Origin of the sequence: Thalassococcus arenae (assembly GCF_019104745.1) — a bacterium.
GTDB classification, from domain to species: Bacteria; Pseudomonadota; Alphaproteobacteria; order Rhodobacterales; family Rhodobacteraceae; genus Thalassococcus_B; species Thalassococcus_B arenae.
The window spans coordinates 962,782-977,521 of sequence record NZ_JAHRWL010000002.1 but is presented as its reverse complement, the minus strand read 5'-3'; the positions used below and the strand labels follow the sequence as shown (position 1 = coordinate 977,521).

The window sequence follows — 14,740 nt, the reverse complement described above, 5'->3', positions numbered from 1 at the left end:
GGGCGGGCGATTTCGGTCACGTCAATTCCGAGAGATCAGGCCTTGAGCCAGCTCGGCCGGCGCGTGGCATCGACCAGCGACACGACCGGCGCGCGCGGCCCGCCCAGGGCCAGCGTGGCCCGACGCAGCATCGCGATTCCATCTTCCGATTTCACCGGCAGCGCCGCGGCCGAAATCGGCTCGCCCACGGTGATGCGGAACGGCTGGCGGTGCTTGTTCAGCGTCTCGTGGAACAGCGTGATGTCGCGCAATGTCGGGTGGATCAGGTCGAACAGGTAGAACAGCACCGAATTGCGCGCGCGGATGTTGACCGGGATCACCGGCAGGTCGAACTTTCGCGCGATCATCGCGGCGCTGGCCATCCAGGGCCGTTCATGCAGGCTCAGCCCGCGGCGCTTGGCCAGGCGTCCCGAGGGAAAGATCACGCCCAGCCGGCCGTCCTCGACCGCGCGGCGGGTATAGGCCATGGTCTCGCGCGTCTTGCCGTGGCTGCGCTTTTCCTGCCGCCATTCGACCGGACAGATCATCGTCTCGAACTGCGGCAGCACCTTGCAGATGTCGTGATTGGCGAAATAGTAGGTGTCGGGCCGCAGATCGCGGATCAAATGATGCAGGATGATGCCATCGGCGATGCCGGTGGGATGATTGGCCACGATCAGCGCCGGCCCGTGCAGTGGAATGTGCTGGCGTCCCGCGATCTCGACATCGCGGGCCAGCATCCGGGCCAGTTCCGCCATGATGTCATCGGCCGGCAGGTCGCGCAGGCGTTCGCCGAGCGCGATGGTGTTCTCATAGCCGAGGACATGGTTCAGCGCGGCGCGGGCCAATGCCACGCCCGGGCGTGGTTTGAACAGCCACGGCGCGCGTTCCTCGATCAGGGGATCGATGCGATCTTTCATGGGCCCCCCCGTCGCAGATCGGAGCAACAAACACATGACAATGTCATGCGTCCGCGGCGGAAAATCAATGTCTTGGCGCGCTGCACCGGCGCACCGGCGGGGTTCCGCGGATGCGCAGCCGATCAGAACGGCGAAAACGGGTGGCGGTCGTGGCGCAGGCCCGCCGCATCCAGCGCGCCCTCGAAGGCCGCGATCGGCGGCAGGCAATCCTGCGGCAGGGTGATGCGCCGGCCGCCCGGCAGCACCAGCCGGGCACGCATCGACCCGTCAAAGCGCCGTTCCAGCCGCACGCGGTCTATCTTGTCCAGGGGCGCGTCGCCCCGGTGACGGCCGCTCCACCAGGTCAGCCGGCCGGCATCGATGGCCAGGCCAGCGCGCCGCGCAGCGATGAAATCCCAGGCTGCGGGCAGGGTGATCGCCAGGCCGATCGCCACGATCCACGCCGCTGCGTCGGCCAGCCGCCAGAGCGCCAGAAGCGCCAGCCAGGCCGCCACCAGCGCGACCGCCGCCACCGGCCTCCGCCCGCTGCGTTCAAAGCGGTAGCTCACCGCCCTCCGGCCACGTCGAGGATCGACCGCGTGACGTAGGACGCGCCGTCCGACAGCAGCCACAGGATCGCCTCGGCGCATTCCTCTGCGCTGCCGGGCCGGCCCAGCGGCGGGGTATGTCCGATACGCTCCAGCCGGTCGGGCTCGCCGCCCTTGGCGTGCAGGTCGGTGGCGATCAGGCCCGGGCGGATGGCGTTGACGCGGATGCCCTCGGGCGCCAGTTCGTCCGCCAGGCCAAGGGTCAGCGTATCGATGGCGCCCTTGGATGCGGCATAGTCGATATACTGGTTGGCGCTGCCCAGCCGCGCCGCCGCCGACGAGACGTTCACGATCCCGCCGCCCTTGCCCCATTTGCGCATCAGCGCGACGGTCTGGCGGGCGACCTCGATGGCACCGAAGACGTTGACGGCAAAGACCTGCCGCACCCGTTCGGGCCGGCAGTCGGCCAGCTTGCCGGTGGGCGAGACCACGCCCGCATTGTTGACCAGCCCGATGGGGCCGGGCGGCAGATCGGCCACCGCCAGCAGCATCGTCGCGATGTGGTCGTCGTCGCGCACATCGGCGCCGACGACAAAGGCTTCGGCCCCGGTCTCGCGCACCTCGGCGGCCACCGCCTCGGCGCCGTCGCGGTCGCGGCCGTAATGCACCACCACGCGGTCCCAGCCGTGTTCCGGCCCCAGCCGCGCCGTGGCGGCACCGATACCGGCGCTGGCGCCGGTGACGAACAGGATCTTGCTCATGTCAGCATCCTCGTGACCATTTCGTTGGTGTCGCGGCTCAGGCCCGGCGTTGCGGCGATGCGTTCCAGCGCCGCGCGCGCCCTGGCCTGCCGCCCCTCATCGTAGCGCTTCCAGGTCTGGAACGCCGCACACATCCGCGCCGTGGTCTGCGGGTTCTTGGCATCCAGCCGGATCAGCCAGTCGGCCAGCAGGTCGTATCCGCTGCCATCGGCGGCATGGAAAGCCGCATGGTGGCCCGCCAGCGCGCTCAGCACGGCGCGAAAGCGATTGGGGTTCCGCCAGTCGAAATCCGCGTGCCGCGTCAGCGCGGCGGCGACGGACACCGCCGTGTCGGGTTCCGCGCAAGCCACCTGCAATCCGAACCACTTGTCCATCACAAGCCGGTCGTCTTTCCACTGCGCGTGGAACGCCGCAAGCGCCGCATCCCCGGCACCGGCACCCGCGCGCAGCAGGCAGGCCAGCGCGGTCAGTTGCAACGTCATGTTGTCGGCGGCGTCGAACTGCGCCTGTGCCGCCTTGCCGCCGTCCAGCCGCGATTGCAGCGCCAATATCTTGCTTCCCAGGGCGCGCTTGCCGGTCTGTTCCGCATCCGGCCTGTAGGGTGCATCGACCCGCGCCTCTTCGGCGAGGGCGGGCAGACTGGCCCGCCAGCGTTCGGCCATGATCCCGCGCAGCCCTTCGCTGGCCTGCCAGATGGCGTCGGGGTCGGGCACGTTCCCGCGTCGATGCAGCAATTGCGCCAATTCGCCCTGCGACGGAAGGTCGAGCATCGATGACCGGAAATCCGGGGTCAGGGTGCTGTCGGTCACCACCTTGTGCAACGCATCCAGCCAGGCCGCGTCGGGTGGCGTGCCGTCGGTGATCGTCGACAGCAGGCTGTCGCGCGCCAGTGACTGGGACGCCTCCCAGCGATTGAAGGCATCGGTGTCATGCGCCAGCAGAAAGGCGCGTTCCTCGCGACTTTGCTCGCGCTCCAGCACCACCGGAGCCGAGAAGCCGCGCAGGATCGAGGCCACCGGCCGCGTGGCCAGCCCGTCGAAGCTGAAGGATTGGCTGGCTTGCGTCATCTCCAGAACGGTGGTCGGCACCACCTCGTCGCCGTTGGGGTTCAGCAGCCCGACCGCGATGGGGATGACCTGCGGCGCCTTGTCCGGCTGTCCCGGCGTCGGCGGTGTGTGTTGGGTGAAGCTCAGGGTAAAGCGCCCGTCGCCCCGGGCTTGATCCGGGGCTTCTTGCGTCGCGGGATCCCGGCTCGGGGGCGTCGACGCGGGGGCGCGCGGCTCCCATGTTTCGCGCACGCTCAGGCGCGGCGTGCCGGCCTGGCTGTACCAGCGCTTGAACTGGCCAAGGTCGCGGCCCGTCGCATCCTCGAAGACGCGCAGCCAATCCTCGATCGTCGCCGCGTCGCCGTCATGGCGCTCGAAATACAGGTCCAACGCCCTGGCATAGCCGTCATCGCCCACCAGCCGTTTCAGCATGCCGATCACCTCGGCGCCCTTCTCGTAGACCGTCGCGGTGTAGAAGTTGTTGATTTCCTGAAAGCTTTCCGGCCGCACCGGATGCGACAATGGCCCCTGATCCTCGGGGAACTGGCGCGCCCGCAGATCGCGCACATCGTTGATCCGCTTCACCTCGGGCCCGCGCATATCGGATGTGAACTGGCTGTCACGGAACACCGTCAGCCCTTCCTTCAGGCACAGCTGGAACCAGTCGCGGCAGGTGATGCGGTTGCCGGTCCAGTTGTGGAAATACTCATGCGCGATGATCGCTTCGATGCGCTCGAAATTGTCGTCGGTCGAGGTCTCGGGCGAGGCCAGCACGCAAGACGAGTTGAAGATGTTCAGCCCCTTGTTCTCCATCGCGCCCATGTTGAAATCGTCCACCGCGACGATGTTGAAGACGTCCAGGTCGTATTCCCTTCCATAGACCTCTTCGTCCCAGGTCATCGACTTCTTGAGCGCCTCCATCCCGAAGGCGCATTTGCCCTCGTCGCCCGGCCGGACCCAGATGTTCAGGGCCACCGCGCGGCCGGACCGGGTGGTGAAGCTGTCGGAATGCGCCACCAGATCGCCGGCCACCAGCGCGAACAGGTAGGCCGGTTTCGGCCAGGGGTCGTGCCATTCCGCCCAGCCGTCGCCGGCACCCGTGGGATTGCCGTTCGACAGCAGCACGGGCAGATCGCCTTCGATCCGCACGGTAAAGGTGCTCATCACGTCGGGGCGGTCGGGATAAAAGGTGATCTTGCGGAACCCTTCGGCCTCGCATTGCGTGCAATACATGCCTTTCGACATGTAGAGACCTTCCAGCGCGGTGTTGGCGGCCGGCGCGATCTCGACCTCGGCTTCCCACAAAAACGGCCCGTCGGGCACCGGGCAGCGCAGCCCCTCGGCGGTCACCACCGGCACGATCTCGGCCCCGTCGATGGCGGCGCGGATCAGCCGCAGCTCTTCTCCATGCAGGAAAAAGTCCTGCGCGGGCGCGCCCGGATTGGGCGCGAAATGGATGCGGGCGATGACGCGGGTCGTCTCGGGGGCCAGTCGGAAGGTCAGGTGGACATCCTCGATCTGCCAGCCGAACGGCTTGTAATCGCTAAGATAAATCGTCTGCGGCGACGCGTCTTTCATGGCCTGCCTTTCGCGAGGGCGGTTGATGCACGGGCGGTGTGACCTAAGTGGTAGGCCGCGACGGCGCCACCTGCAACCACCGGCGGCGTGCGACCCTGAACCTGAAAGGAGACGTCATGTCGGCCCCCGACACGAATATCGAAAAACAACGGAAACGGCACAAGCCGGCCCTGCTCGGGATCGGCGCCGTGGTCGGATTTGCCGGGGTGCTGCTCTTCGCTCTCGTGGTCTGGGTCTTCGGACAATCCGACGGGATCGAAGGCGCCGACCGACAGATCGACGGCCGCACCGGCGCGGTGGTCGAGAACTGACAGCGCGATGACGGCGCTGGTCTGGTTCAAGCGTGACCTGCGGCTGGCCGACCACGCCGCGCTGACGCGCGCCGCCGACCGCGGCGCCGTCGTTCCCGTTTGCGTCGTCGAACCCGAATACTGGGCATTGCCCGACGTCTCGGGCCGCCAATACGCCTTTCTGCGCGACAGCGTGACCTGCCTGCGCGACGCCCTGCGCGCGATCGGCTCCGACCTGGTCATCCGGGTCGGCGACGCGGTGGCCGAGCTCGATCGTCTGGCCGACGAAACCGGCGCCGACGCGCTGTTCAGCCACGAGGAAACCGGCAACGCCTGGACCTTTGCCCGTGACCGGCGCGTAGCGGCCTGGGCGCGGGGCCGGGGGTTGCCCTGGCAGGAACTGCCGCAATGCGCGGTCATCAGGGGCGCGCATGATCGCGACCGCTGGGCGGCACAACGCAACCGCTGGATGGCGCAGCCCATCCTGCCCGCGCCCCGATCGCTGCCGCCGGTCGATCTGGCCTCCGATCCCTTGCCCGACGCGATGACGCCGGCCGATACATGCCCCGACAGGCAACCCGGGGGGCGCGCGGCGGCACTGCAGCTGCTGGGTGGTTTCCTGACCGAACGCGGCCGGACCTACCGCAAGGACATGTCGACGCCGCTGCAGGGCGCGACGGCCTGTTCGCGTCTCAGCCCGCACCTGGCCTTGGGCACGCTGTCGCTGCGCGAGGTGGTTCGGGCGACGGCCGCCCGGCAGGCCGAACTGCGCGGCACCCGTGACGGCTGGTCCGGCAGCCTGAAAAGCTTTCAGTCCCGGCTCGCCTGGCGCGATCACTTCATGCAGAAACTCGAGGACGAACCCGAACTGGAAACGCGCTGCCTGCACCGCGCCTACGAAGGCCTGCGCCCGGCACAGCCCGACGCGGCCCGGCTCGACGCCTGGCGAAGCGGCGAAACCGGGCTGCCCTTCGTCGACGCCTGCATGCGGTCGCTGCACGCCACCGGCTGGCTGAATTTCCGCATGCGTTCCATGCTGATGAGCGTGGCGTCCTACCATCTCTGGCTGGACTGGCGCGTCACCGGCACCCATCTCGCGCGGCTCTTCACCGATTACGAACCGGGCATCCACTGGAGCCAGTGCCAGATGCAATCCGGCACCACCGGCATCAACACGCTGCGCATCTACAACCCGGTCAAACAGGGCCACGACCAGGATCCGACCGGCGCCTTCACGCGGCGCTGGCTGCCGGAACTGGCCGCCGTGCCGGACGCGCATCTGCAAGAGCCGTGGACATGGGACGGCGCCGCCGCACTGCGCTATCCGCCGCCCATCGTCGATGTGGCGGCCGCCGCCAGGGTCGCCCGCGCGGCGATCTGGTCGGTCCGGCGCGATCCGGATTTCCGCGAAGAAGCCGCCCGCGTCGTGCGCAAGCATGCCAGCCGCAAGGACCCGAAGCGCCATTTCGTCAACGACCGCGCGCCGCGCGGCAGGCCGAAGGACAGCCGCCAGATGAGCCTCGATCTCTGAATGCCGCGCGGAACCAGAAAGGAACACCTGCCGTCCAAGACCTGCGCCACCTGCGGGCGGCCTTTCACCTGGCGCAAGAAATGGGCCAAGGTCTGGGACCAGGTCCGCTATTGCTCGGACCGTTGCCGCACCAGGCGCCAATCCGCTTCTTCATCTGGCTGAAAATATCCCGGGGTGAATGCCGCCAGCGGCGGCAGAGGGGCAGCGCCCCTCCGCCCGGTCACTCGGCCGCGCGCAGCGGCCGGTCGGCCGTCGCGGGTTCCGGCGCGTCCTCCCACAGGATCGTGGGCGCCTTGATCTGCCGCGCGGCGGCCTGCAGCGCCCAGTCCTGCGCGATCCGGCTGCCCCGGCCCATCGACATCTTGGCCAGCAGCCGTGCCAGCCAGCGGACATAGGTCACGAACCAGATCCGCAGCGCCAGCATCGACGGCGTGAAGACCAGCGTCAGCACCGTCGCGATGCCCAGCCCGAACACCACCGCCGTGGCCAGGTTCTTCCACCACAGCGCGGTCGGTGAATCGATCGACCAGCCGCCGCCGAAGAAATCCAGCGACAGTCCGAACATCATCGGCGCCAGGCCGGCCATCGTGGTGATCGTGGTCAGCAGAACCGGGCGGATACGGTCCTCGGCGGTGCGCACGATGGCCTCGATCCGCGGCATGTAGCGGGCGTAATCCTGGTAGGTGTCGATCAGCACGATGTTGTTGTTCACCACGATACCCGCCAGCGCGACGATGCCGGTGCCGGTCATGATGATGCTGAAATACTGGTCCATCACCAGCATCCCGATCAGCACGCCGGTGGTCGACAGCACCACCGCCAGCAGCACCAGCGTCGCGTTGTAGAAGCTGTTGAACTGCGCCAGCAGGATGATGAACATCAGCCCCAAAGCGGCGGCAAAGGCCGAGGACAGGAAAGCCTGGCTTTCGGCCTGGTCTTCCTGGTCGCCGGTCCATTCCCACTCGATGCCCGCAGGCAAGGGGCGGGTGTCCAGCCATTTCGTGATCTCGGCGATGCGTTCGTTGGGATTGACGAACTTCGCGAACACGTTGCCGCCGTCCTCGATCTGGGATACGCGCTCGGCGGTTGCCTCGTCGGTGAAATAGGTCTCCGTGCCGAGGGTGATCCGCGCCGGACCGCCGTCAGGTGCCACGAACGCGGTGCCGAGAAATGCGCCTGCCGAGCTGTCGCCCTCGCGCAGCACGACCATTCCCGATCGGACGTCCGCCTTGACGTCGAAATAGCGTTTCTGACCGACCCGGCTGATCTCGGCCAGCTTGGCCACCGGCTCGCGGGTGATGAAATTGGCCAAGGGCACCAGCCCGTCATTGGTCCGCACCTTCAGCGTGTCCAGCGTCGACAGCAGCCGGTCCTGCTCGGGCAGGCGGACGCGGATTTCGATTTCCTCGTCGCTGGTGTCCACCCGCATCGTGTCCAGCAGGATGCCGCGCGTCACAAGCTGCACCATCGCGCCCACGGTCGCCACATCGGCGCCGTAGCGGCCCGCCTTCTCGACATCGACGTCGATCTGCCAGTCGATGCCGGGCAGGGGCAGGGTGTCCTCGATCAGGGTCAGGCCGGGGGTTTCGTCGAACACCGCGCGCGCTTGCGCCGTGGCCGCCAGCAGGTCGGACCAGTTGTCGCCTTTCAGCCGCAGGTGAACGGGTTTGGCCGAGGCGGGGCCACGGCTGAGGTTCAGGATTTCCGTCTCGATGCCCGGAATGGTATCCAGCCGCGCCTGCAGCCGGTCCAGCACCACGTCGCCGTCCAGTTCCTCCAGCGTGATCTCAGCGGGATGCTCGCGCGCATAGGCCGGACGATCCTCCCAGGGGATCAGTTCGATCTGGACCTGTCCGATCGCGTCCTTGGGGCCCTCCGCACCGCCGGTGTTGGAATTCAGCCCGCCATCGCCGGCAAAGGCAAAGGCGGTGTCGATGCCGGTGGTCTCCAGCACCACCGCCTCGACCCGGCGCACCAGCGCATCCTTTTCCGGCAAGCTCAGGTTGCCGCGGGCGCGGACATAGACGATGGCCTGTTCCGGTTCGCTGTCGACGAAGAATTCCACGCCGTTGTTGTTCTGGCCGTAATAGCTGAACACGTTGAGGACAAGAAAGACCACCGTGCCGATGGTGACCAGCGGCATGATCGGGTTGCCCGCGATCATCTGGATGAACCAGCCAAAGGGGGTGCGTCGATACCCGCTTTGAACGCGGCTTTTCTGGCGCCGGATCGCGGCGGCGTCCATCACCACCGAACAGGCGACCGCGAACAGCAGGAACACCACGATACCCGGCACATAAGCGACAAAGCCCGACCCGATGGGTGCGAACAGGTAGGCCGGGTTCAGAACCATCATCGCGCCGACGAACAGCCCCAGCAGCGCCACGGGCACCAGCGCCGCGCGCAGCCACCAGGGTGCGGCCGCGCGCAAGGCGTCGGCCGCGTGGGTCACCTTGCGTGAAAAGCGCCCCGTCACCCCGCCCATGACCGGCAGATAGACCAGCGCCACCACCAGCGAGGCCGACAGCACGAAGATCAGCGTGACCGGCAGCATCCCCATGAACTCGCCCGGCACGCCGGGCCAGAACAGCATCGGCAGAAAGGCGCACAGCGTCGTCGCGGTGGACGACACGACCGGCCAGAACATCCGCTTGGCGGCCTCGACATAGGCATGCATCGGGCCCACGCCCTGGCTGATGCGCTTGTCGGCGTATTCCACCACCACGATGGCACCGTCGACCAGCATGCCCACCGCCAGGATCAGGCCGAACATGACGATGTTCGACACGCTCACGCCCATCAGCGCGAGGAAGGCGAAACACAGCAGGAACGAGGTCGGGATGGCGAAGCCCACCAGCAGTGCCGGGCGGGTGCCAAGTGCTGCCAGCACCACGATCATCACCAGCGCGATGGCGGTCAGCACCGAGCCTTCCAGCTGGCTGACCATCGAGCCCACGGTGCGGCTCTGGTCGTTCGAGGTGCCCACGTTGACCGCGGCCTGCAATTCGGGCGGCCATTCGGCACGGGCGGCATCGACCGCGGCGCGCACCTGCGCGGCGGTGTCGATGATGTTGTAACCCTTGCGCTTGACCACCTGCAGCGCGATCGTCGTCTCGCCGTTGAACCGCGCCGTGCCGACGCGGTCCTCGAAGGTCAGGTTGATCGTCGCCAGGTCGCCCAGCGTCACGACCCGGTCGCCGTTGACCTTGACCGGCAGGTCATAGACGTCACGGGCCTCGTCGAAGCTGGACGGGATCTTGACCGCGAAGGTGCCCTGGTCGGTTTCCACCTCGCCCGCCGCGATCAGCTGGTTGTTGTTCTGCACCACGCTGATCAACTCGCCCGCGGTGACGTTATAACTTTCCAGCCGCAGCGGATCGATCACCACCTCCAGCATCTCGTCGCGATTGCCGGCGATCCCGGCCTCCAGCACTGCGTCGATGGCCTCGATCCGGTCCTGCAGATCCTTGGCGACCCGCGCCATCGTGCGTTCCGGCACCGGGCCCGACAGGTTCACGATGATGATCGGAAACTCGCTGAAATTGATCTCGTTGATCGAGTATTGCTCGGCGCCTTCGGGAAACTCGGCCTCGGCGTTGTTCATCGCGTCGCGGACATCGGCCATGACCTTGGTCTTGTCCCAGCCGAACTCGAACTCCAGCACCAGACCGGCATAGCCCTCGGCAGCGGTTGCCGACATGGTCTTGAGCCCGTCGAGATCGCTCAGCTCGGTCTCCATCGGCTTGACCAGCAGCGTCTCGCTGTCCGCGGCCGAGATGCCGGGGAAGGGCACCGACACGAACAGCGCCGGGATCTCGATGTCCGGTTCGCCCTCCTTGGGCAGCGCGACATAGGCATAGCCGCCGATCACCAGCGACAGCGCGATGAAGGCCAGGATCATCCGCGCCCGTTCGGCGGCCCAGTCGACGATGCCGGTCATTGCAGAAGCTCCTCGAAGCTGGGTTCGACCGGCACGCCGTCGGTGACGTATTCCTGGCCCACGGTGATGATGTCGACCTCGTCGGGCAGCCCGGCGACCCAGACGCCTTGCCGCGTGTCGCGCAGCACGTTGACGGGCTGGAACAGCGCGGTCTTGTCGGCGGCGACGGTGCGCACGCCCAGCACGCCGCCATCGTTCAGCGTCAGCGCCGATTGCGGCAGAAGATGCGCCGGGGCACCCTCGGCCTCGATGGCGATCTCGGCGGTCTGGCCATCGCGAATGGCCAGGTCGGTATTGTCCACGGTCAGTTCGACACGGAAGGTGCGCGTCAGCGGATCGGCGCTGCGCGACACGAAGCTGACGGTGCCGGTCACCTCGCGTTCACCCGCCAGGCGGGCGCCGGCGGCTGCGCCGGTGCGCACCCGCGCCACTTCGGTTTCCGGAACGAAGCCCACGATCTTGATCGGGTCCAGCTGGATCACCGTGGCGCACAACGTGCCCGGTTGCAGCAACGCGCCCAGTTCGGCGGTGTCGCTTTCCAGCAGACCCGCAAAGGGCGCGTGGATCTTCAGACGCTCGATTTCCTTTTCCGCCGCGGCGACCGCGGCCTCGGCGGCCTGGATGCCGGACAGGGCGTTTTCCTCGCCGGCGCGGGCGGATTCGATGCCGGCCACCGAACCTTCCAGTTGCGCCCGTGCGGAAATGACCGCGGCGCGGGCGCCTTCGATCTGCGACAGCGCGGTTTCGACCCCGGCCTTGGCGTTCTCCACCTGGGCCTGCGCCGATTGCAGCCCGGCCCGGGCCGCTTCGATGTCGGACTTGGCCGATTCCACGCTGGCCAGCGCGCCTTCGACGCCGCCCTTGGCGGATTCGATGGCCGCTTCGGCGGTCTTCAGCCCCGCCAGCGCCGCCTGTTCCTGCGCCAGCGCCGATTCATAGGCCGCCTGGGCGCCGGCCAGCCGGGTCTGCGCGGCAAAACCTTCCCTGGCCAGTTCGCGCGCGGCGTTCAGATTGATCTCGGCCTCGACCACGCGGGCACGCGCCTCGGCCAGCCGGGCATTGGCGGTGGGCACGCCGGCCTCGGCCTCGGCGAGGCGGGCGCGGGCCTCGGGAACCCGGGCGATCGCCTCTTTCAGGCGCGCTTCGGCGGCGGGAATGCGCGCCGCGGCCTCGGCCAGTCGCGCCTCGGCTTCGGGCACGCGGGCGCGCGCCTCCAGCAGACCGGCTTCGGCGGCGGGCACGCCGGCCTCGGCTTCCGAGATGCGGGCGCGCGACGCCGGAGGCTGCGATTCCGCCTCCAACTGGCGGGCACGCGCCTCGGGCAAGCGCGCGCGGGCCTCGGCCAACCGCGCCACGGCCTCTTGCAAGGACACGCCGCGGGTGCCCGGATCGATCTCGCACAGCAGCTGCCCGGCCTCGACGAACGCGCCGCGCCGCAACGGTTCCGACACCACCTTGCCCGACGTCTCGGCCCGCACGTCGACCTGGCGGATCGCCTCGGTTTCGCCGCGCAGGATAACCGCGCTGTCGACCAGTTGCGCCACCGATCGCCGCGCCATGACCTTGACCGCGCCTTCGACCGGCACTTCGGGCTCGGCCAGCGCGACAGGTGCGATTTCGGCATCCGAACCGGCGTCGCCACCGTCGCCCAGCAGCGCCGCGGGTGCCGCGTCGCGGGCAAATCCCAGCAGCCGGTCGCGTTCGATCACGATGCCGTAAAGAACACCGGCCACGATCAGCGCGGTGATAATGGGAAGAAAACGCATCGGTTCGTTCCGTATCTCGCGGCGCATGGCGCGCCGGGCTTGTTGGCGGGACACACGCAGCACCCCGGTTCATTCGGTTCTACGCAAGACTGAACCGCTTGGTTCAGTTTTAGGTCACCGTGACGTCACTTTCAACCCGCGAGGCGGGATTCGGGGGGCCGATGCGCGGGAAACCACGAATTTTCCCGACGGTGCGCCCGGCGCGCCACGGCAACGCGGCTTCACACCGCCGGGACAGCACGCTAAGAGAGGGCGGAATCCGGGCAGGGACCGCAGGCGACATGAGCAATTCCGACAGTTTCATCGAGGAAGTCACCGAAGAGGTCCGCCGCGACCGGCTGTTCGCGCTGATGCGCCGCTATGGCTGGATCGCGATCCTCGCGGTGCTGCTGCTGGTCGGCGGCGCGGCCTGGCGGGAACTCCGGCTGGCGCAGGACCGCGCCACGGCGCAGGCGTTCGGCGACAGTCTGCTGGCGGCGCTCGAGGCCGACGATCCGGCGCAGCGGCTGACGGCCCTGGCCGGCGTCGAGGCGGACGAGGCGGCCGCACGTGCGCTGCGCGACATGCTGGCCGCGGCCGAAGCGCAGGCCTCGGGCGACACCGCCGCCGCCGCCGCCTTGCTGCAAGGCGTCGCCGATGATGGCGCGGTGCCCGCGATCTACCGCCAGATCGCCCAGTTCAAGGCCCTCAGCGGCGCCAGCGACGACCTCGATCCGGCCACCCGCCGTGCCGGGTTGCAGGCCCTGGCGACGCCGGGCCAGCCGCTGCGCGCCCTGGCCGAAGAACAACTGGCCATTCTGGACATCGAGGAAGGCGCGACCGATGCCGCGCTGACCCGACTGCAGGCGCTGATGCAGGATGCCGAGGCAACCGCGGGCTTGCGCCGTCGCGCCACACAGTTGATTGTGGCGCTTGGCGGCACCCCGGACGAGGGCTGAGAACCGTATCGTGCGCCGGGACGGCGGCGACCAACACGCGCAAGACCGCAAGGGGGCGACGAGGATGCAGGCGAGGGCGAAACTTACGGGCATGGCGCTGTTTGCGCTGATCGGACTGGCGGCCTGCGCCGATCGCGATCCGGTGCTGGTCGGCGACCGTCTGGGCGTGCGCGACGTGCTGGAAAGCCAGGGCGGCGCCGATGTCATCCCCGAAAACCAGTCCCGCGCGATCGCCTTGGCCGCGCAGCAATCCAATGCCAGCTGGCCGCAAAGCGCTGTTTCGCCGGCCTATCGCACCGATCACGCGGCCCTTGGCCTGCCTCTGCAGCCGCTGTGGTCCCTGTCGATCGGTGCCGGAGACAGCCGCCGCCAGCGTCTGAATACCGATCCCGTCGTCGCCGATGGCCGGATCTACACGATGGATGCAGAAAGCCAGGTGCGGGCGGTCTCGACCGCGGGTGCGCTGCTGTGGAGCTATGACCTGATCCCGTTGCGCGACGGCGTCGAACAGGGGCAGGGCGGCGGGCTGGCCTTTGCCGACGGGCGGCTGTTCGTCAGTTCGGGCTTTGGCACGCTGACCGCGCTCGACGCCGCTTCGGGTCAGGAAATCTGGACCCAGCGTCTGGGCAACACCGCCACCGGCAAGCCGACCGTGGCGGGCGACCTGGTCTATGTCGTCGGCGGCGATTCCACCGGTTGGGCGATCGAGGCCGGCAACGGCCGCATCCGCTGGCAGATCGAAGGCCAGGGCGACAGCAACAACGTCGCCGGTGGTCCTGCCCCGGCGGTCGACGACGACCTGGTGATCTTTTCCTTCGGCGAAGCCTTCGTGCAGGCCGCCTTCCGCAAGGGCGGGCTGGGCCGCTGGGGCGCCGACATCCTGGGCCGTCGCACCGGCGTGACCGTCGCCGGTATCGACGACATCACCGGCGACCCGCTGATCGACGGCAGCACCGTCTATGTCGGTAACCATTCCGGCCGCGTCGTGGCGCTGTCCACCGGCGATGGCGAACGGCTCTGGACCGCCAAGCACGGCGCGCTCGGCCCGGTCTGGCCGGCGGGCGACAGCGTGTTCTTCGTATCCGACCGCAACCAGCTGATCCGGCTGGATGCCGCGACCGGTGAACAGATCTGGGCGGTCGACCTGCCGGGCTACAAGCCCGAACGCCGCCCGCAACGCCGCCGCGACACCGCCTTTGCCCATCACGGGCCGATCCTGGCGGGCGGGCGGCTGATCGTGGCCTCTTCGGACGGGCTGTTGCGCTATTTCGACCCGACCGATGGCGCGCTGGCCGGGCAGACCCCGATCGACGGCGGTGCGACGACCCGGCCCGTGGTGGCCGGCGGCACGCTGTATGTCGTGTCGAAAAAGGGCGTGCTGCACGCCTATCGCTGAGCACCGCCGCGCTGGACTTTGCCTGTGGGCTTCGCTAGAGGGCGGGCTTCGCTGAACCGGAGTAACCG

General features: G+C 68.3%; 11 protein-coding genes. 5 read left to right on the top strand and 6 right to left on the bottom strand.

Translation table 11 applies throughout. The features are described 5' to 3' along the window. Nucleotides 1-35: 35 nt before the first annotated feature. From KUH32_RS16090 to pepN, 4 genes are all read right to left on the bottom strand, one after another. Complete coding sequence (locus tag KUH32_RS16090) at nt 36-899, bottom strand: lysophospholipid acyltransferase family protein (RefSeq protein ID WP_217779611.1); 864 nt, start codon at nt 897-899, stop codon at nt 36-38. Between the two features lie 122 nt (nt 900-1,021). Continuing rightward, on the bottom strand, nt 1,022-1,447 hold the full coding sequence (locus KUH32_RS16085) for a hypothetical protein (RefSeq protein ID WP_217779610.1): 426 nt from the start codon (nt 1,445-1,447) through the stop codon (nt 1,022-1,024). Further along, nucleotides 1,444-2,187, bottom strand: a complete 744-nt coding sequence (locus tag KUH32_RS16080; RefSeq protein ID WP_217779609.1) for an SDR family oxidoreductase — start codon at nt 2,185-2,187, stop codon at nt 1,444-1,446. The genes KUH32_RS16085 and KUH32_RS16080 overlap by 4 nt, the downstream gene beginning before the upstream one ends. Further along, complete coding sequence (gene pepN / locus KUH32_RS16075) at nt 2,184-4,811, bottom strand: aminopeptidase N (protein WP_217779608.1); 2,628 nt, start codon at nt 4,809-4,811, stop codon at nt 2,184-2,186. Before pepN ends, KUH32_RS16080 begins: the two co-directional genes overlap by 4 nt. 116 nt (nt 4,812-4,927) lie before the next feature. Between pepN and KUH32_RS16070 the strand changes: the two genes are divergently transcribed. The 3 genes from KUH32_RS16070 to KUH32_RS18600 are packed head-to-tail and all read left to right on the top strand — an operon-like array spanning nt 4,928 to nt 6,794. Continuing rightward, on the top strand, nt 4,928-5,122 hold the full coding sequence (locus tag KUH32_RS16070; RefSeq protein ID WP_217779607.1) for a hypothetical protein: 195 nt from the start codon (nt 4,928-4,930) through the stop codon (nt 5,120-5,122). 7 nt (nt 5,123-5,129) lie between these two features. Beyond that, complete coding sequence (locus KUH32_RS16065) at nt 5,130-6,632, top strand: FAD-binding domain-containing protein (RefSeq protein ID WP_217779606.1); 1,503 nt, start codon at nt 5,130-5,132, stop codon at nt 6,630-6,632. Next, nucleotides 6,633-6,794 (top strand): DUF2256 domain-containing protein, encoded by a 162-nt coding sequence (locus KUH32_RS18600; RefSeq protein ID WP_217779605.1) that lies wholly within the window; start codon nt 6,633-6,635, stop codon nt 6,792-6,794. It begins immediately after the preceding gene. Between the two features lie 58 nt (nt 6,795-6,852). On the opposite strand, the gene KUH32_RS16055 is transcribed toward KUH32_RS18600, so the two are convergent. After that, on the bottom strand, nt 6,853-10,572 hold the full coding sequence (locus tag KUH32_RS16055; RefSeq protein ID WP_217779604.1) for an efflux RND transporter permease subunit: 3,720 nt from the start codon (nt 10,570-10,572) through the stop codon (nt 6,853-6,855). Next, entirely contained in the window at nt 10,569-12,131 is a 1,563-nt protein-coding gene (locus KUH32_RS16050) for an efflux RND transporter periplasmic adaptor subunit (RefSeq protein ID WP_217779854.1), read from the bottom strand. The genes KUH32_RS16055 and KUH32_RS16050 overlap by 4 nt, the downstream gene beginning before the upstream one ends. Nucleotides 12,132-12,619: 488 nt before the next feature. Between KUH32_RS16050 and KUH32_RS16045 the strand changes: the two genes are divergently transcribed. Together KUH32_RS16045 and KUH32_RS16040 are read left to right on the top strand one after the other, a co-directional pair. Continuing rightward, nucleotides 12,620-13,276 carry a hypothetical protein gene (locus KUH32_RS16045; RefSeq protein ID WP_217779603.1) on the top strand — a complete coding sequence of 219 codons (657 nt, stop codon included), beginning with the start codon at nt 12,620-12,622 and terminating at the stop codon, nt 13,274-13,276. A gap of 91 nt (nt 13,277-13,367) precedes the next feature. Then, on the top strand, nt 13,368-14,672 hold the full coding sequence (locus KUH32_RS16040) for an outer membrane protein assembly factor BamB family protein (RefSeq protein WP_254899186.1): 1,305 nt from the start codon (nt 13,368-13,370) through the stop codon (nt 14,670-14,672). Nucleotides 14,673-14,740: the final 68 nt, after the last annotated feature.